Source organism: Leucobacter tardus, from assembly GCF_017583045.1.
Lineage (GTDB): Bacteria > Actinomycetota > Actinomycetes > Actinomycetales > Microbacteriaceae > Leucobacter > Leucobacter tardus.
Window position 1 is genome coordinate 240,552 of sequence record NZ_JAGFBF010000005.1, and the last position, 18,201, is coordinate 258,752.

Consider the following 18,201-nt stretch of genomic DNA (forward strand, 5'->3'; position numbering starts at 1 on the left):
GGCGGTCGGATGACGCTGGGTGAACATCTCGTCGAGTTCCGCAATCGGCTGATCATCTCCGCGATCGCGATCGCCGTCGGCCTCGTCGCCGGATGGTTCCTGTCGGATTGGGTGTGGGACGTCCTGCGGCAACCCGTGCTCGACATCGATGCGATCGGCCGTCAGGCGACGATCGCGTACGGTGACGTCACGAGCGGTTTCGACACGAAGGTGCAGATCGCCCTGTTCATCGCGATCATCATCGCGAGCCCTGTCTGGCTCTACCAGATCTGGGCGTTCCTGGTTCCCGGTCTCACGCGTCGCGAGAAGTGGTACGCCATCGGATTCGTCGGATCAGCGGTGCCGCTCTTCCTCCTCGGCGCGTACGCCGGGTGGCTCGTGATCCCGAACATCGTGCGGCTGCTCGCGAGTTTCCAGCCCGAGGAGGACGCGTTCTTCCTGACGGCTCGGAGCTATCTCGACTTCTCGGTCAAGCTGCTGCTCGCCGTCGGAGCGGGGTTCGTCATGCCCGTACTGCTCGTCGCCCTCAACTTCCTCGGCGTACTACGCGGCACCAGCATCCTGAAGAGTTGGCGCGGCGCGATCCTCGCGATCATCCTGTTCGCCGGGATCGCGACCCCGGCCGCCGACTTGATGAGCATGTTCCTGCTCGCATCCCCGATGGTGGTGCTGTACTTCGGAGCCGCGCTCATCGCGATACTTCACGATCGGATCGTGGATCGACGCCGAAACGCCGAACTGCAGGAGTACGGCATCGAGGACTCCCGCGAGGTCGCGGAGTGACGGCGCTCGAGCACTTCGAGTCACGGGTGAAGTTTCCGCTCGACGAGTTCCAGCGGACGGCGTGCCGACAGCTCGAGGCCGGTCGCAGCGTCCTCGTCGCGGCGCCGACCGGTTCGGGCAAGACCGTGGTCGCCGAGTTCGCGGTCACGCTGGCGCGCCGCGAGCGGAATGCGAGAGTCTTCTACACGACGCCGATCAAGGCGCTCTCGAACCAGAAGTTCCACGAACTCTGCGATGAGTACGGTGAGGACGAGGTCGGACTGCTGACCGGCGATGTGAACGTCCGCGGCGACGCGCCGATCGTGGTCATGACGACCGAAGTGCTGCGCAACATGATCTACGCGGACTCCGACGCGCTCACCGACCTCGCGTTCGTCGTGCTCGATGAGGTGCACTTCCTCGGCGACAAGTTCCGTGGAGCGGTGTGGGAGGAGATCATCCTGCACCTGCCGGAGCACGTCCGCATCGTGGCGCTCTCCGCCACCGTCTCCAACGCCGAGGAGTTCGGCGACTGGATGCACACGGTCAGGGGGGACACCGATGTCATCCTCGCCGAGCATCGGCCGGTGCCGCTATACCAGCACGTGCTGACGCCGAAGGCGCTCCTCCCGCTCATCATCGACGGTGAGGGTGAGCTCGCGGTGCGCGGGCGCATCAATCCCGAGTTGCGCAGGCTCGATGGCAGTGCCGGGGGGCGCGGCGGTGACGCACGCCGCGATCACCGGGACGGTGGGCGGAACGGCGGCGCTCGTGCCCATCGCGGCCGCAACGGGCGCAGCCGCGGCGGCCCGCCGCAGCGCAAGCGGACCGAACGCATCTCCCGGGCCGATATCGCGCGCGGGCTCGAAGAAACGGGTCTCCTGCCCGCCATCGTCTTCGTCTTCAGCCGCAACGGGTGCGACCAGGCGGTGCGGCAGTGCCTCTTCTCGGGAGTCAGATTGACTTCGCAGGAGGAACGCCGCGAGATCCGTGCGGTCGTCGACCGAGAGCTCACCGGCATGAAGGATGAAGACCTGCGGGTGCTCGGTGTGTCCGAGTGGATTGCCGGACTCGAGCACGGCGTCGCCGCGCACCATGCCGGCATGCTCCCCGTCTTCAAGTCGGTCGTGGAGGCGCTGTTCCAGCGGCGGCTCGTCAAACTCGTGTTCGCCACCGAGACGCTCGCACTCGGCATCAACATGCCCGCGAAGGCCGTCGTCATCGAGCGGCTGGACAAGTTCAACGGCGAACAGCGGGTGCCGCTCAGTTCCGGAGAGTTCACGCAGCTCACCGGCCGCGCCGGGCGTCGGGGCATCGATCCCGAGGGACACGCCGTGGTCGTGTGGAGCGACGCGGTCGACCTCGAGGCGCTCGCCCAGCTCGCCTCGACGCGTTCGTTCCCGGTCTGGTCGAGCTTCCGGCCGACGGCGAACATGGCGGTGAACCTGCTCGAACGGATGGACCTGGCGACCGCTCGCGAGACGCTGGAACTCTCATTCGCTCAGTTCCAAGCGGATCGAGCCGTCGTCGACGAGGCGCACGAACTCCGTGCGGAACAGGAGTCGCTCGCCGGGTACGAGGCGGCTGTGGAGCGCGCGCGTGGGTCCGACCGCAAGCGCTGGGAAGACCGCACCCGGAAGCTGAAACGGCGTATCGAACGACGTCGTCGGCAGATCGCGTCTCGGACCGGGACCGTTGCCAGGACCTTCGAGCACGTGGTCGACGCGCTCACCGAACTCGAGTACCTCGCCGTGACCGGCACCGGAGACCGCACGCGGGTGACCGTGCTGCCGTGGGGCGCGGTGCTGAGGCGCATCTATGGCGACCGCGATCTGCTGATCGCCGAGTGCGTGCGCCGTGATGTCTGGGCCGGGATCGATGCGGCCGGGTTGGCGGCGCTCTGCTGCGCGCTCACCTACGAACCGCGTCGCGACGACGATGGGGATCCGCGTGTGCCTGGAGGGGTCTTCCCCCGGGTCTTCGAAGCGACGCTCGACGTCTGGGTCGAGATCGACGATCTGGCGGCATCGCACCGGTTGCCGCAGACGGAGCCTCCCCACCCCGGCCTCGCGCTCGCGATGCACGCGTGGGCGACCGGCAGTTCGCTCGAGCGCGTGCTCGAGATCAGTTGGGCGAGCGCCGGGGACTTCGTGCGGTGGTCGAAGCAGACGATTGACCTGCTCGATCAGCTGGCTCAGGCGAGCGAAGCGGGTGTCGCGGCGGAACTCGAGATCGAGCGCTTGCGCGCGTTCGCGAAGCTCGCTCGTGACGCGAAGCGGCTCATTCTTCGCGGCATCGTGGAAGCCTCCAGTGGCAGCTGAGCGGCGATTGCCGTGGTGGGCGGCGCTCGGGTGCGCCGTCGCGGGAGGCCTGCTGCTCGATGTCGCGACCCCGGGACTCGCGTGGTGGCCTGTGGCATTCATCGCCGTGCCCCTCGTACTCGCATCCGTCTGGCAGCAGCGTGCGGGCTTCGCCACGCTCGTCGGTGCCGTCGCCGGTGGTGCATTCTGGCTGCCGCACATCTCATGGTTGACGCTCTACCTCGGCCCGGTGCCCTGGCTCGCGCTCAGCACCGTGATGATCATCTGGTTCGCGCTCTTCGGGTGCTGCGCGGCGCTGGCCACACGATTCCTGCGTCGAGTGCTCGGCGCCCGCAGACTGCGTCTGCGATGGATCGGGCTGGCCCAGGCCATCGCCGTCTCCGGACTCTGGGTGACCCGCGAGCAGCTGCAGTCGTCCTGGCCGTACGGCGGATTCTCCTGGGGGAGACTCGCGCAGACGCAGGCGGAGGGACCGCTCGCGCAGTCCGTCTCCTGGACGGGGAGCGCGGGGCTCTCGGGTCTGCTCGTGGTGCTCTGCGCGGTTCCAGTAGCGGCCGTCTTCATCGCGGGACTTCCCCTGCGCCGTGACGTGAGCGTGGCCAGTCTTCTCCGCTCCGTGGGACTCCGGATGGTCGGCGGCTCGATCGCCGGTCTCGTGGTCCTGGGTCTGGTCCCCGCCGCGCCTCTGATCGGGGAGCCGGTGGACGGCGAGGCGCGGACGGTGACCGTCGCCGCGGTGCAGGGCAACGCGAAGGCGGGAATCTTCGACGATCGCGAGTCTGGGGACGTGCTGCGCGCGCACGTCGACACCACGCGACGCATGCTCGATGATCTCGAGGCACGCGGGGAGCAGGTCGATGTCATTGTGTGGCCCGAGAACAGCGGTGAGTTCGATCTGCCGGGTCACGTGCTGAATTCGGCACGCGTGGCCCAGCTCTCCTCTCGAGCCGACGCGCCGATCATGGCGGGGTCCGTCCTGCGTGATCGCACGGCACGCAGCTCGGGCGACGAGTCGAGCGAGGCGCCGGAGGAGACGTACACCAACAGTGCGGTGGTGTGGGACGCGGAGGGCGACACGGGGGTGCGCTACGACAAGCGGCGTCCCGTCCCGTTCGCCGAGTACATGCCGAACAGGTCGTTCTTCCACGCGCTCGCCCCCGAACTCGTGGACCTCGTGCAGCTGGAGTACGAGGCCGGCCGGCTTCCGGCCTCGGTGGACATCGACACGCCCTCCGGGATGGTGCGCGCCGGAGTGGCGATCTGCTTCGACATCATCTTCGACGAGCACGCGCGCGCTCTGCAGTCGAGCGGTGCGGAGATCATCTTCGCCCCCACGAACAACGCCGACTTCGGGCGGACGGACGAGAGTGCGCAGCAGCTGCAGATCGCGCGGCTCCGCGCGATCGAGATGGGACGGAGCCTGGTCAACGTCTCGACGGTCGGTACGAGCGCGATCGTGGCCCCCGATGGCAGCGACATCGCGAGACTCACGCCCTACACGGCGGATTGGATGGTCGCCGACGTGCCGCTGCGGCAGGGAGCGACTCCCGCGATGCTCTGGGGCGTCGGCATCGCGTCCGCCTGGGTGGCGTTCGGCGTCGCGCCACTCGCGCTCGCACTCGCTGCCGGAGTGGGGCGCAGGGTTCGGGGCGAGCGGGTTACTTCGTCTTCTCGCCGCGCCGAGACCTGAGGAGAGCGAGCCGCTCCTGCAGCAGTTCTTCGAGCTCTTCACGGCTCCGACGCTCGATCAGCATGTCCCAGTGGGTGCGCTGCGACGATTCCTTGCCCTCGAACTCGGCGCGCGCCGCTCGACCGGCTTCGTCATCGAGAAATCCGAGCTCCCCGGTCCGCTGATCCACCCACTCGGCCGGGGGTTCGGCATCGGCGTCGAACATCACACCGAATCTCGTGCCCTTGTCGGTCAGATATTCGATGCGCAGTCTCGGCGAGAGCTCGATGCCCTCGTCGCCCTGCAGGCTCGTCGACCCGATCCGCGCTCCGCGCAATGTCCTTTCGGCCACCGTGTACCTCCCGTCCGCCGGCTCCGATCGCTCGGAGGCCGGCACCACTCGGCCTTGCAGAGCAGCGTACTCTCATCGCGGTGCCCGCCGGTACCCCGTATCCGCTTCTCTCCCGGAATGCTCGGGCGCGTCCAGTACCCTGGAGGCGTTCCCACAGCAGACCGATAGAGGAGTTCCCGTGACCCAGCCCCTGCAGCCCCTGAGCCTCCAAGGCCGACGAGCCCTCGTGACCGGGTCCTCGCGCGGCATCGGTGCGGACACGGTGCGCTATCTCGCGCAGGCGGGTGCTGATGTCGTCATCAATTACCGGAACAAGGCGCCCCGCGCCGAGAAGCTCGCGACGGAGGTGCGCGAGCTGGGCGTTCAGGCCCTCACCCAGGGGGCTGATCTTACCGACGGCGGGTCGGTCGAAGACATGATGACCGCGATCCGGGTGGAGTTCGGCGGCCTCGACGTCCTGGTGCTCAACGCTTCGGGCGGCATGGAGAGCGGAATGGGGGAGGACTACGCGCTCCGCCTGAACCGTGACGCCCAGCTGAACGTGCTGAACGCCGCGCTCCCGTTGATGGGACCGGGGTCGCGCGTGGTGTTCGTCACCAGTCACCAGGCGCACTTCATCCGGACGACGCCGACCATGCCGGAGTACGAACCCGTCGCACTCTCGAAGCGAGCGGGCGAGGACGCCCTGCGCGATCGTATCGCTGAGCTCACGTCGCGGGGCATCGAATTCGTCGTCGTGTCCGGCGACATGATCGAGGGCACCGTGACGGCGACCCTGCTCGAGCGTTCGAATCCGGGCGCGCTCGAGGGGCGCCGTGCCGAGGCCGGCCGGCTCTACAACGTGTCGGAGTTCGCGGCCGAGGTGGCGAAGGCCGTGCACGAGCCGGTACCGGCGGATCACACCAAGCTCGTCGGTTCGACCGAGGGCTTCTCCGGCTGACGGGGTATGCCCCCAGTGTTTCGGGAGCGTTTCCAGTCGTGTTTCCGGGGTGTTTCAGGGCTCGTCACTGTTCGGTCGGTACGCCCGCCAGCCGCAGATTCTGCGGGATCCTACGCCAGACGCCCGAATCTGACGTAGAAGGTGCGTCCGTGGATTCGTTTAGCCGAAGAAATGAGTGGTACTCTCAGACTCCGTGATCGCGGGCCCGCTGCGATGCCGGGCTCCGACCTTCGTCTCTTCGAGGACCGGCCAGGCATGAATGCGCAGGGTGTCCGCCAGAGGAGAGAGGACGTCGATGCGCGCAACCCCGCTGACGCCACCCGGGTCGAACCTTCCTGAGAAAGTCGGGCTCTACGATCCGGCCGACGAACGCGATGCCTGCGGCCTGGCATCGGTCGTTTCGCTGCGCAGCGAGGCCACGCACGAGATCGTCGCCCTGGCGCTCGAAGCGCTGGAGAACCTGGAGCACCGAGGTGCCGTGGGCTCCGACGCGGGAACCGGCGATGGCGCGGGTATCCTCTGCGCGATCCCCGACACGTTCCTGCGGGCGGTGCTCGCGGAGAGCGAGCCCTCGGTTGAACTCCCCGAGGCCGGGAAGTACGTTACGGGCCTCGGCTTCCTGCCCCAGTCGACGACCGAGCGCCGCGCGGCGAAGTACCGCATCGAAGCGATCGCGCGCGATGAAGGCCTGAAGGTACTGACCTGGCGCGAGGTTCCGACGCGCCCCGATGTGCTCGGCGGCTCTGCCCGAGCGGTGAGCCCGACCATCGAACAGCCGGTGCTCGTGTCCACCGGCGGGGCACGCGGAGACACGCTGCTCATCGAGCGGCGCGCGTTCCGCACCCGCAAGCGCATCGAGCGCGAACTCGGCAGTTACTTCCCGTCGCTGTCCGCGCGCACCATGGTGTACAAGGGCATGGTCACGACCCTGCAGCTCTCCCGGTTCTACCCGGATCTCACCGATGAGCGCTTCGCGTCGCGGTTCGCGATCGTCCACTCGCGGTACTCGACGAACACCTTCCCTTCGTGGCATCTCGCGCAGCCGCTGCGCTACCTCGCGCACAACGGTGAGATCAACACGGTGCGTGGAAACCGGAACTGGATGCGCGCCCGCGAATCTCAGCTCGCCTCGGAAGCGCTGGGCGACCTGCGTCCGTTGCTGCCGATCTGCTCGCCGTCGGGCAGCGACTCCGCGAGCTTCGACGAGGTACTCGAACTGCTCGTCATCTCGGGCCGCTCGCTGCCGCACGCCCTGGCGATGATGGTGCCCGAGGCATGGGAGTCGGAGAGCGGACTCGACCCGAAGGTGCGCGATTTCTTCGAGTACCACTCCTTGATCATGGAGCCCTGGGACGGCCCCGCCGCGATGATCGGGACCGATGGAACCCATCTGGTGGCCCAGCTCGATCGCAACGGTCTCCGTCCCGGACGTTTCCAGGTGACGGAGGACGGCCTGCTCGTGATGGCGAGCGAGACCGGTGTGCTCGACGTGGAACCGTCGCGCGTCGTGCAGCGCGGGCGCTTGCAGCCGGGGCGCATGCTCGCAGTGAACCTCGACACGGGCGAGATCCGCGAGGACGACGACGTCAAGGCGGAACTCGCGAACCTCGCCCCGTGGGGGGAGTGGCTGGAAGAGGGCCGAATCCGGCTCGCCGACCTGCCCGAGCGCGAGCACCTCGTCCATCCGCCGGCGTCGATCACGAGACGGCAGCGAACCTTCGGCTACACCGAGGAGGAGCTGCGTCTGCTGCTCACCCCGATGGCGCGCGAAGGCATCGAACCGATCGCGGCCATGGGCACCGACACCCCGATCGCCGTGCTGTCCGATCGGCCTCGCTTACTGTTCGACTACTTCGTGCAGCAGTTCGCGCAGGTGACCAACCCGCCGCTCGACGCCCTGCGTGAAGAACTGGTCACGAGCCTGCAGACCGGTATCGGGCCGCAGGCGAACCTGCTCGAGCAGTCGGCCGACCACGCGCGTCAGATCATCGTCGACTTCCCGGTGATCGATAACGACGCGCTGGCACGGATCCAGCACCTCGGCGACGATCCCGAACGCGAGCGCTCGGTCACGATCCGAGGGCTCTACCCGGTCGACTACGAGTCGAAGGGCCTCGCCGACCGCATCGAGGAGATGTGCTGGGAGGCGAGCGCGGCGATCGAAGCCGGGGCGGAGTTCCTGATCCTGTCGGATCGCGATTCCAACAAGGATCTGGCCCCCGTGCCCTCGCTCCTCGCGGTCTCGGCCGTGCATCACCACCTCATCCGCGAGGGCACCCGCATGCGGGCGACCCTCATCGTCGAAGCGGGCGACGTGCGCGAGGTCCACCATGTCGCGTCCCTCATCGGGTACGGCGCGGCCGCGGTGAACCCCTACCTGGCGATGGAGACGGTCGGCCTGCTCGTCCGTTCGGGCGAGATCGAGGGTCTTGCCGAAGAAGAGGCCATCGCGCGTCTCATCAAGTCGCTCGGCAAGGGCCTGCTGAAGGTGATGAGCAAGATGGGTATCTCGACGGTCGCGTCGTTCTGCGGAGCGCAGACCTTCGAGGCGATCGGGTTGGCCTCGGAGATCGTCGAACGGTTCTTCACCGGGACGACGACGCGCCTCGGCGGCGTCGGACTCGACGTGCTCGCCCGCGAGGTCGCCGCCCGCCACCGCGCCGCCTACCCCGACGACCCGGCCGCGCTCGCGCACCAGCGCCTCGACAGCGGCGGCGAGTACCGGTGGCGTCGAGGCGCGGAGCCGCACCTCTTCGATCCCGAGACCATCTACAAGCTGCAGCATGGAACGCGCACGGCGAGCCGCGAGATCTTCTCGGAGTACACGCAGCGCGTCAACGAGCAGCAGGAGCGACTGATGACGCTCCGCGGCCTGATCCGCTTCGAGCCGTACCGCGCGCCGGTGCCCCTCGACGAGGTCGAATCGGTCGAGCGCATCGTGCGACGGTTCGCGACCGGTGCGATGAGCTACGGATCGATCTCATTGGAAGCGCACCAGACACTGGCCATCGCGATGAACCGTCTCGGCGGCAAGTCGAACACGGGCGAGGGCGGTGAAGCGCCCGAGCGGCTGCTCGACCCCGAGCGCCGCAGCGCGATCAAGCAGGTCGCGTCCGGTCGGTTCGGTGTGACCAGCATGTATCTCACGCACGCCGACGAGATCCAGATCAAGCTCGCTCAGGGGGCGAAGCCGGGCGAAGGCGGGCAGCTGCCCCCGGCGAAGATGTACCCCTGGATCGCCGCGACGCGGCACGCCACCCCCGGTGTCGGGCTCATCTCGCCGCCCCCGCACCACGACATCTACTCGATCGAAGACCTGAAGCAGCTCATCTTCGATCTGAAGCGGGCCAACCCGTCCGCGCGCGTCAGCACGAAGCTCGTGGCGCAGAGCGGCATCGGTCCGGTGGCGGCCGGCGTGGCGAAGGCGCTCTCCGATGTGATCCTCGTCTCGGGGCACGACGGCGGGACCGGTGCGAGCCCGATGAACTCGCTGAAGCACGCGGGATCGCCATGGGAGCTCGGCCTCGCCGAAGCGCAGCAGACCCTGATGCTCAACGGTCTTCGCGACCGCATCGTGCTCCAGGTCGACGGACAGCTGAAGACCGGCAGGGACGTCGTCATCGCGGCGCTTCTGGGCGCCGAGGAGTTCGGCTTCGCGACCGCACCGCTCGTGGTGTCCGGCTGCATCATGATGCGCGTGTGCCACCTCGACACCTGCCCCGTCGGCGTCGCGACGCAGAACCCTGAGTTGCGCAAACGGTATTCGGGTCAGGCCGAGCACGTGGTCAACTTCTTCACGTTCGTCGCGGAAGAGGTGCGCGAGCTTCTGGCGCAGCTCGGCTACCGGACGCTCGACGAAGCGGTCGGCGACACTCGGGCACTCGACGTCGACGCGGCGATCCGGCACTGGAAGGCCGAGGGACTCGACCTCACCCCGATCCTGCGGGGGCCTGAGTTCCCCGAGACCGATCTGCGCCGGCACGGTCGTGATCAGGACCACGAGCTCGCCGTCCATTACGACCAGCAGCTCATCGCGGCGTCGGGCGACGCGTTCGAGCGGCGCGAGCCCGTCGTCTTCGATCTGCCGATCCGCAACACGGATCGCGCCGTCGGAACGATGCTGGGACACGCCGTCACGCAGCAGTTCGGCGCCGACGGACTTCCCGACGCGACGATCGACGTGACGCTCACCGGTTCCGCCGGTCAGTCGCTGGGCGCATTCATCCCATCGGGGATCACGCTCCGGCTCATCGGCGATGCGAACGACTACGTCGGCAAAGGCCTCTCGGGGGGTGAGATCGTCGTCAGGCCCCACCCCGACTCCGGTCACCCGGCGGCGGGCAACGTGATCGCCGGCAACACCATCGGGTACGGCGCCACCAGCGGCTCGCTCTGGATCGCGGGAACCGTGGGGGAGCGCTTCCTCGTGCGCGGTTCAGGCGCCATCGCCGTCGTCGAGGGCACCGGTGACCATGCGCTCGAGTACTTCACCGGCGGGTTCGCGCTGATCCTCGGCCAGACCGGTCGCAACATCGGCGCGGGCATGTCGGGCGGTGAAGCCGTGATCCTCGACCTCGATCGCGACAATGTGAACGCCGCCGAGCTCGCATCGGGCGCGCTGATGCTGCAGCGCCTGGGTGGCGACGAGTTCCCGAAGGGCGAGGACGAGATGCGCGAGAAGATCGCGGCCTTGCTCAAGCGGCACGAGGAGCAGACCGGTTCTCAGGTGGCGGGCGAGCTGCTGCGCGGGATCGACATCGACCCGGACGCGACGTTCGCACGATTCACGCGACTCATCCCCCACGGTTACTCACGCGTGCTCGACATCCGCGAGCGCGCGACGCTCGACGGGATCGATCCCGACGGCGAGCAAGCGTGGACCCAGATCCTGGAGGCGACCCGTGGCTGATCCGAGAGGCTTCTTGAAGGTTCGCGAGCGCGAGCTCGCTCCCAAGCGACCGGTGCCGATCCGACTCAAGGACTGGAGCGAGGTCGTCGATCCCGCCGATCCCACCGTGGTCGCGCGGCAGGCTTCGCGCTGCATGGATTGCGGGGTGGCGTTCTGCCACCAGGGGTGCCCGCTCGGCAACCTGATCCCGGAGTGGAACGATCTCGTGTGGCGTGGCCGCGAACGGGAGGCGCTCGACCGCCTCCACGAGACGAACAACTTCCCCGAGTTCACCGGCCGAGCCTGCCCGGCTCCCTGCGAGTCGGCGTGCGTGTTGAACATCAATCAGCCGGCCGTGACGATCAAGCAGATCGAGAACAGCATCATCGATCAGGGCTTCCTGCACGGGTGGGTCGAACCGCAGCCGCCCGAGCGTCTCTCGGGCAAGACCGTCGCAGTGGTCGGATCGGGCCCGGCGGGCCTCGCCGCCGCCCAGCAGCTCACGCGCGCCGGGCACACCGTCGCCGTGTACGAGCGCGATGAGGAGCCGGGCGGACTGCTCACGTTCGGCATCCCCGACTTCAAGCTGGAGAAGGCACTCGTCGAGCGCCGGATCGCGCAGCTGAAGGCCGAGGGCACCCGCTTCCGCACAGGCATCGAGATCGGGCGCGACATGAGCTGGGCCGAGCTGCGGCGGCGGTACGACGCCGTCGTGGTCGCCACCGGCGCCTCCGTGGCGCGTCCCCTCGACCTGCCCGGCCGGGAGTTGACGGGAGTCATGCCGGCCATGGAGTACCTGACGGCCGCGAACCGCGTCCAGCGGGGCTCGCTCGAGCGCACTCCCTTCGATGCGGCGGGGAAGCACGTCGTCGTGATCGGCGGCGGCGACACCGGATCGGACTGCATCGGTACCGCGCATCGACAGGGCGCGCTGTCGGTGACGAACCTCGCGATCGGCAAGCGGCCGCCGACCGAGCGGTCGGACGCCCAGCCCTGGCCCACGCACCCGACTCTGTTCGAGGTGCAGAGCTCGCACGAGGAGGGCGGCGAGCGCACCTACCTCGCATCGACCGTCGAGTACCTCGGCGATGAATCGGGCAACGTGCGCACGCTCGTGGTCGCCGAAACCGAGTACACGGAGTCCGGGCGCGTGCCGAAAGCGGGCACCGAGCGTCATATCGATGCTGATCTCGTGCTCATCGCGATGGGGTTCACCGGGCCTCAGCCCGTCGAGGATCCGCAGCTCACGCTGGCCCACGACGCTCGCGGTGCCTTCTCGCGCTCGGCGGACTACGCCACTGAACTTCCCGGGGTGTTCGTCGCCGGGGACGCCGGGCGCGGTCAGTCGCTCATCGTGTGGGCCATCGCCGAGGGCCGTGCCGCGGCCGCCTCCGTCGACCGCTACCTCACCGGTGATACCGTGCTGCCCTCACCGGTCACGGCGCGAGACCGGGCGTTCGCGTAGCACCCGCGGTCCCGTCCGCAGCTGTGCGCCGGGACCGCGGGCCAGGAACCGCGCCGGTAGGGTGGAACGATGGATCTCGTCCGACTCGACCGCCTGCGTGCCGACCTCGACGCCGCTGACTATCGGGCCTCCGCCATCACGGCGTTGCTCGGAGATCAGGCCGATCGTGCCCGAGCGCGCGGGGTACTGGTGCCAGCGCGACGCGTGCTCGAGACGCGCGATCGTTCGGCCCTCGGCACGCTGACGCGGCTGTTCCTGCTCGGGGAGACGCTGTCCGCGGAAGCACTCGATGCGTCCCTGCCGATGCTGGGTGCCGCGGGTGCGGCGGAACTCGGTTTGATCGTCCGTGATGAGGGTGCGGATCGCGACGGTTGCAGAGCCGCGCTCTCGCTCACCCCCGTCGAGATGCGAGACGCCGTCCGAGATGTTCCGATCCACTGGTGGATCGTCTCCGATCTCGATGATGCGCTGCGCCGCGGGCCGGCGCGGCCTGACCACGTCATGGGCGTGGGCGGCGCCACGCGATCGCTCATCGCCCAGGCGCCCGCAGGCGATGTCGATACCGCGCTCGACCTGGGAACAGGCTGCGGCATCGTCGCCCTGCACCTCTTGCTGCGCGCCGACCGTGTGGTCGCGACCGATGTGTCCGAACGGGCCCTGGCATTCGCACGGGTGAACGCCAGGCTCAACGGAATGGAGGCGGGGCTCGAACTCCGCTCGGGGGACCGGTTCGCGCCGGTCGCAGGTGAACAGTTCGATCTGATCCTGGCGAATCCTCCGTTCGTGATCACGCCCCGCGGCGACGACGAGGGGGAGCGATACGTCTATCGGGACGGGGGATTGGCGGGCGATGCCCTCGCGGCGTCGGTCGTCGAAGCCGGTCCGGCGCACCTCACCGTCGGAGGAACGCTGCTCTGCCTGGCGAACTGGGAGTCACCGTGGGGCACGCCAGGTCTGACCCGCGTCGAAACGTGGATCGCGAACGCCGGAGCCGCGGCGGGGTCGATCGCCGCGTGGGCGATCGAGCGCGATCGCGTCGAGCCGACGCAGTATGCGGAGACGTGGGCGCGGGACGGGGGAGCACGCCAGGGCGATGCGGCCTTCGACGAACTCGTCTCCGCGTGGCTCGCCGACTTCTCGGAACGTCGGATCACGGCCGTCGGCCTCGGGTCGATCCGCGTGACACGGCGAAGCGAGACGCAGGACGCGGATCCGATCGTGCGCATCGAGCACGCGTCAGGCGCCTGGGCTCCCGACGCGCTCAGCAGTGCCCTGGACGCGGCGTTCCGAGCGGGAACCGCTGCCGCATCTCTGAATGATGCCGACGTCCTGGCGCAGCACTGGGTGCGTGATCCGTCGGTGATGGAGGAGCGGCAGCACGTACCGGGCCAGGAGGCCCCGAGCGCGATCACGCTGGTCGTCGAACGTCCGATCGCGCGACGGATCAGTGCCGACCCACTCCTGGCGGCGGCATTCGGCGCCTGCGACGGCGACCTGAGCCTCGGGCAGATCGCCGACGCGCTCGCGACGCTCCTCGACGTGGAGGCGTCGGCCGCTGCGGAGGCGTTGATCGCCGGCATCCGCGAGCTTGCCTGGCTGGGCGCCGTATCGCCGTCGGAGAGCGACGCCTCCCGGTAGACTGGTCCGGTGATGCGAACACTCGACCTCAGGGGGCGCGACCTCTCCCGCGCCGAGCTACTGGACCTCGTTCCCCGAGCCGCGGTCGACATCGGCACAGCGGTCGAACGCGTGCGACCGCTCGTCGAAGCGGTCCGCGACCGCGGCGAAGCGGCACTGCGCGAGCAGGGGCGCGACTTCGACGGTGTCGAGCGTCATGCGCTCCGGGTCCCGGCCGAGCGGATCTCGGCGTCGCTGGAAACGTGCCCGCCGCAGACACGGGCGGCGCTCGAGCAGCTCATCGAGAAACTGCGGCGCGCGTCGGCCGCGCAGGTGCCGGCCGAGCAGATCACCACGTTTGGCGACGGCGCGACGGTGCGACAGCGGTGGCAGCCCGTGTCGCGCGTCGGACTCTACGCCCCGGGCGGGAAGGCGGCGTACCCCTCCTCGGTCATCATGAACGCGGTAGCCGCACAGGCGGCCGGGGTGCCGAGTCTCGCGCTCGCCTCGCCCGCGCAACGCGACAACGACGGCGCGCCCCACGAGTCCGTGCTGTGGGCCGCCGCTCTCGCCGGTGTGACCGAGGTCTACGCCATCGGCGGCGCCGGTGCGGTCGCCGCCTTCGCCTACGGTGTCGCCGAGATCGATCTCGCCCCGGTCGACGTGGTCACCGGACCGGGCAACGTGTTCGTCGCAGCCGCCAAACGCGCGGTCAACGGCATCGTCGGGATCGACGCCGAAGCCGGCACGACGGAGATCCTCGTCATCGCGGATGCGACGGCGAACCCCGCGTTCGTCGCCGCCGACCTCATCAGTCAGGCCGAGCACGACGAAGCGGCAGCATCGGTCCTCGTCACCGATTCAGCCGAGTTGGCCGAGCGCGTCGCCGCCGAGCTCGCGACGCAGGTGCCGAAGGCGCGCTGGTCCGAGCGCATCAGTGTCGCGCTCGCCGGGGCGCAGTCCGGGGTGATCCTGGTCGACGATCTGGAGACCGCCGCCAGGGTCAGCAACGCCTACGGGCCGGAGCACCTCGAGATCCAGACCCGGGATGATGATGCGGTTCTCGACCTCATCGACGATGCCGGTGCGATCTTCATCGGGCCCTACACCCCGGTCAGTCTCGGTGACTATCTCGCAGGGTCGAACCACGTGCTGCCGACCGGCGGCACGGCGCGGTTCGCTGCGGGGCTCGGCGCGCACTCGTTCCTGCGCCCGCAGCAGATCATCGCGTACGATCGCGCCGCACTCGCCGACACTGCCGCGCCGCTGGGCGCGCTGGCGGACGCCGAGGGCCTCCCTGCGCACGGGCAGGCCGTCGCCGCCCGTTTCGTCACCGACACCGATTCTTCCGGAGAGCTCTGATGCATTGCCCCTTCTGCCGGCACCCCGATTCGCGCGTCATCGACTCGCGCACCTCGGATGACGGTCTCGCGATTCGACGCCGACGCCAGTGCCCCGAGTGCGGCCGCCGGTTCAGCACCACGGAGACCGCGAGTCTCACCGTGATCAAGCGGTCAGGTGTGGTGGAACCGTTCAGTCGTGAGAAGGTCGTCTCCGGAGTGCGCAAGGCGTGCCAGGGGCGTCCGGTGACGGATGCCGACCTGGCTTTGCTCGCGCAGCAGGTCGAGGAGTCCGTCCGCTCGACGGGAGTGGCCCAGCTCGATGCCAACGACATCGGGCTGGCGATCCTGCCGCACCTCCGTGATCTCGATGAGATCGCGTACCTGCGCTTCGCGAGTGTCTACCAGGCGTTCGAGAACCTCGCCGACTTCGAGGGCGCGATCGCCGAGTTGCGGACGCACCCCGGCGCCGCTTCGCAGGGATCGGCGCCGGCCGGCGCCGGCGGACGATCGGGGGCCTGAGCATGCGCGTGTATCCCGTACTGTTCTCGACCGTCTTCCGACACCTCGATCCCGAATGGATCCACCACGCGGCGTTCCGCGTCATTCGAGCGGCGCCACTGATGCGAGCGCTGGTCCGCCGCTGGACCGCTCCGGCAGGTGATCTGCGGGTGCGCACGCTGGGTCTCGAGTTTCCGAGCCCCTTCGGTATCGCCGCGGGATTCGACAAGAATGCCGAGGCCATCTCCGGACTCGAAACGCTCGGGTTCGGGCACGTCGAAGTCGGCACGCTGACGCGACACCCGCAGCCGGGCAACCCGAAGCCCCGCATGTTCCGCATCGTGAGGGACCGCGCCGTCATCAACCGGATGGGTTTCAACAACGCGGGGTCTGCGGCGGCCGTGCCCCGTATCGAGCGGGCTCGTCTGTCGCGCCACCGGCCGATCATCGGTGCGAACATCGGCAAGAGTCGGGTGACGGAGGTGGAGGATGCCACCGCCGACTACGTCTGGAGCGCGCAGCGGCTCGCCCCGGTCTCCGACTACCTCGCCATCAATGTCAGTTCGCCCAATACTCCCGGACTTCGCGGCTTGCAGGAGCTGTCGCTGCTCGAGCCGCTGCTCACCGCGGTGCAGGAAGCTGCCGGCAGCACACCGCTGCTCGTCAAGATCGCCCCCGACATGGACGATGAGCAGTTGACCGGTATCGTCGAGCTCGCGCTCCGACTCGGACTCGACGGCATCATCGCGACGAATACGACGATCGCGCGCGACGGACTCACGATCTCGCAGGCCGAAGTCGACGCACTCGGTGCCGGCGGACTCTCGGGTGCGCCCCTCCGTGAGCGTTCGCTCGAAGTGCTGCACCGCATCCGTGAGATCGCTCCGGACGACTGGTGCGTCATCTCGGTCGGGGGAGTGACGAGCGCCGCTGATGTGCGCGAGCGACTCGACGCCGGTGCGACGCTCGTACAGGGGTACACGGCGTTCGTCTATGAGGGGCCCTTCTGGGCTCGCGCGGTGAACGCCGGACTCCTCAGGTCCGGCTGGGCCGGTAACGCCGCCGGGGCGTAACGCTCCGAAGACGGAGGAGGGGGTGCCGACCGCGCTGGTCGGCACCCCCTCCTCCGTTCGAGACGCGAGGCACTACTCCGGGAACTTGCCGCGCTTCACCTGCGGCTTCGGCATCCGCAGCGGGCGGAACTGGAACGCGCGCATGGCCGCGTACCAGCGGAAGCCCCGCTGCACCTTCTCTTCGCCGCCGAACTTGGCCGCGAGCTTCCCCTTGAGTCGGACGCCGAGCAGGACCGCATCGAGGATCGCGAGGCCGAGGAAGCCCCAGATGATGAAGATGCTGTAGACCTGGATCGGTCCGGGGATGAACGTCATCAGCAGGACCAGGAGCATGGCGGGGATCAGCAGCTCGCCGACACTCCACCTGGCATCCACGTAGTCGCGCACGTATCGGCGCTGCGGCCCGCGGTCGCGCACCGTGAGGTACCGTTCGTCGCCCTGCATCATGCCGACGCGCGCACGCTCGCGTGCGGATGCCTGCTGCTGGCGCTGCGCCTTCGTCGCCGCCTTGTCGCGACCGCCGACGAGCGGCTGTGCTCGTGCGGCCTGCGACTGTTTCCGACTCGGGGTCGCGCGGCCCTTGCCGAGCTGGGCCTGCCGGTCGGCTTCGGGCTGTCCGTCCGCGGGTGCGCCACCGGCAGAGTCCTTCTTCGCCACGCAATTCCTCTCTCTCGACGCGGATCGTTCCGCGTGCATACCCGACCAGGATACCGTGCGCGGGCGGGCAGCGTCTGCGTGGTGCGGAGCGCCGCGCGGCAGGGGCTCAGGATCGGTCGACGGAAGGTAGACTGGTGCAGACGGTTCCACGATGACAGAGGAGCGTGTAATGAGCACCGAAACCATCACACCGACGACCGATACGGCGCCGGCACACCAGGTCGGCTTGTCCGACGCTGCACAGCAGAAGGTCAAGAGTCTGCTCGACCAGGAGGGTCGCGATGACCTGCGCCTCCGCATCGCCGTGCAGCCGGGCGGCTGCTCGGGCCTGATCTACCAGCTGTTCTTCGACGAGCGTCTGCTCGAGAACGACGCCGTCGTCGCCTTCGACGGCGTCGAGGTGGTCGTCGATCAGATGAGCATCCCGTATCTCAGCGGTGCGCAGATCGACTTCGAAGACACGATCCAGAAGCAGGGCTTCACCATCGACAACCCCAACGCCCAGGGCAGCTGCGCCTGCGGCGACAGCTTCAGCTGACGCGCGAGCCCGTCAGAATTTTCACCACGCCCGGTGCCGAGTTCTGACGGGCCTGCTCAGCACGCTAAGCTGTCAGGG

13 protein-coding genes are annotated in these 18,201 nt (G+C 68.7%); 11 read left to right on the plus strand and 2 right to left on the minus strand.

What is annotated here, in order from left to right; genetic code table 11:
* Window positions 1–9 precede the first annotated feature (9 nt).
* Genes tatC through lnt form a run of 3 tightly spaced genes read left to right on the plus strand, consistent with a single transcriptional unit; the run spans window position 10 to window position 4,773 of the window.
* Complete coding sequence (gene tatC / locus J4H85_RS08210; protein ID WP_208240324.1) at window positions 10–783, plus strand: twin-arginine translocase subunit TatC; 774 nt, start codon at window positions 10–12, stop codon at window positions 781–783.
* Window positions 780–3,083, plus strand: coding sequence for a DEAD/DEAH box helicase (locus tag J4H85_RS14270; RefSeq protein ID WP_208238603.1), 2,304 nt, complete (start codon window positions 780–782; stop codon window positions 3,081–3,083). The genes tatC and J4H85_RS14270 overlap by 4 nt, the downstream gene beginning before the upstream one ends.
* A complete protein-coding gene (gene lnt, locus J4H85_RS08220; protein ID WP_208238605.1) occupies window positions 3,073–4,773 on the plus strand; it encodes an apolipoprotein N-acyltransferase in 1,701 nt (566 codons plus the stop codon). Before J4H85_RS14270 ends, lnt begins: the two co-directional genes overlap by 11 nt.
* Here lnt and J4H85_RS08225 read toward each other — a convergent pair.
* On the minus strand, window positions 4,742–5,104 hold the full coding sequence (locus tag J4H85_RS08225; RefSeq protein WP_208238607.1) for an RNA polymerase-binding protein RbpA: 363 nt from the start codon (window positions 5,102–5,104) through the stop codon (window positions 4,742–4,744). The two genes, lnt and J4H85_RS08225, sit on opposite strands and share 32 nt — an antisense overlap.
* Window positions 5,105–5,282: 178 nt before the next feature.
* Here J4H85_RS08225 and J4H85_RS08230 point away from each other — a divergent pair, with 178 nt between their 5' ends.
* The 7 genes from J4H85_RS08230 (at window position 5,283) to J4H85_RS08260 (ending at window position 16,928) form a co-directional block, all read left to right on the plus strand.
* Window positions 5,283–6,044, plus strand: coding sequence for an SDR family oxidoreductase (locus J4H85_RS08230; protein ID WP_208238609.1), 762 nt, complete (start codon window positions 5,283–5,285; stop codon window positions 6,042–6,044).
* Window positions 6,045–6,339: 295 nt separating this feature from the next.
* A complete protein-coding gene (gltB, locus tag J4H85_RS08235) occupies window positions 6,340–10,953 on the plus strand; it encodes a glutamate synthase large subunit (RefSeq protein WP_208238611.1) in 4,614 nt (1,537 codons plus the stop codon).
* Window positions 10,946–12,397 carry a glutamate synthase subunit beta gene (locus J4H85_RS08240; RefSeq protein ID WP_208238614.1) on the plus strand — a complete coding sequence of 484 codons (1,452 nt, stop codon included), beginning with the start codon at window positions 10,946–10,948 and terminating at the stop codon, window positions 12,395–12,397. Before gltB ends, J4H85_RS08240 begins: the two co-directional genes overlap by 8 nt.
* A 69-nt stretch (window positions 12,398–12,466) precedes the next feature.
* Window positions 12,467–14,035: a DUF7059 domain-containing protein gene (locus tag J4H85_RS08245; RefSeq protein ID WP_208238616.1), complete on the plus strand. Its 1,569-nt coding sequence runs from the start codon at window positions 12,467–12,469 to the stop codon at window positions 14,033–14,035.
* 12 nt (window positions 14,036–14,047) lie between these two features.
* Window positions 14,048–15,376 (plus strand): histidinol dehydrogenase, encoded by a 1,329-nt coding sequence (hisD, locus tag J4H85_RS08250; RefSeq protein WP_208240326.1) that lies wholly within the window; start codon window positions 14,048–14,050, stop codon window positions 15,374–15,376.
* Complete coding sequence (nrdR, locus tag J4H85_RS08255; protein ID WP_208238618.1) at window positions 15,376–15,876, plus strand: transcriptional regulator NrdR; 501 nt, start codon at window positions 15,376–15,378, stop codon at window positions 15,874–15,876. The genes hisD and nrdR overlap by 1 nt, the downstream gene beginning before the upstream one ends.
* Window positions 15,877–15,884: 8 nt before the next feature.
* Window positions 15,885–16,928: a quinone-dependent dihydroorotate dehydrogenase gene (locus tag J4H85_RS08260; RefSeq protein ID WP_372440205.1), complete on the plus strand. Its 1,044-nt coding sequence runs from the start codon at window positions 15,885–15,887 to the stop codon at window positions 16,926–16,928.
* A 72-nt stretch (window positions 16,929–17,000) separates the two neighbouring features.
* Here the strand turns inward: J4H85_RS08260 and J4H85_RS08265 are convergent, their stop codons facing one another.
* Window positions 17,001–17,585, minus strand: coding sequence for a DUF3043 domain-containing protein (locus J4H85_RS08265; protein ID WP_307863537.1), 585 nt, complete (start codon window positions 17,583–17,585; stop codon window positions 17,001–17,003).
* Window positions 17,586–17,754: 169 nt separating this feature from the next.
* Between J4H85_RS08265 and erpA the strand changes: the two genes are divergently transcribed.
* Window positions 17,755–18,123 (plus strand): iron-sulfur cluster insertion protein ErpA, encoded by a 369-nt coding sequence (erpA, locus tag J4H85_RS08270; RefSeq protein ID WP_208238624.1) that lies wholly within the window; start codon window positions 17,755–17,757, stop codon window positions 18,121–18,123.
* Window positions 18,124–18,201: the final 78 nt, after the last annotated feature.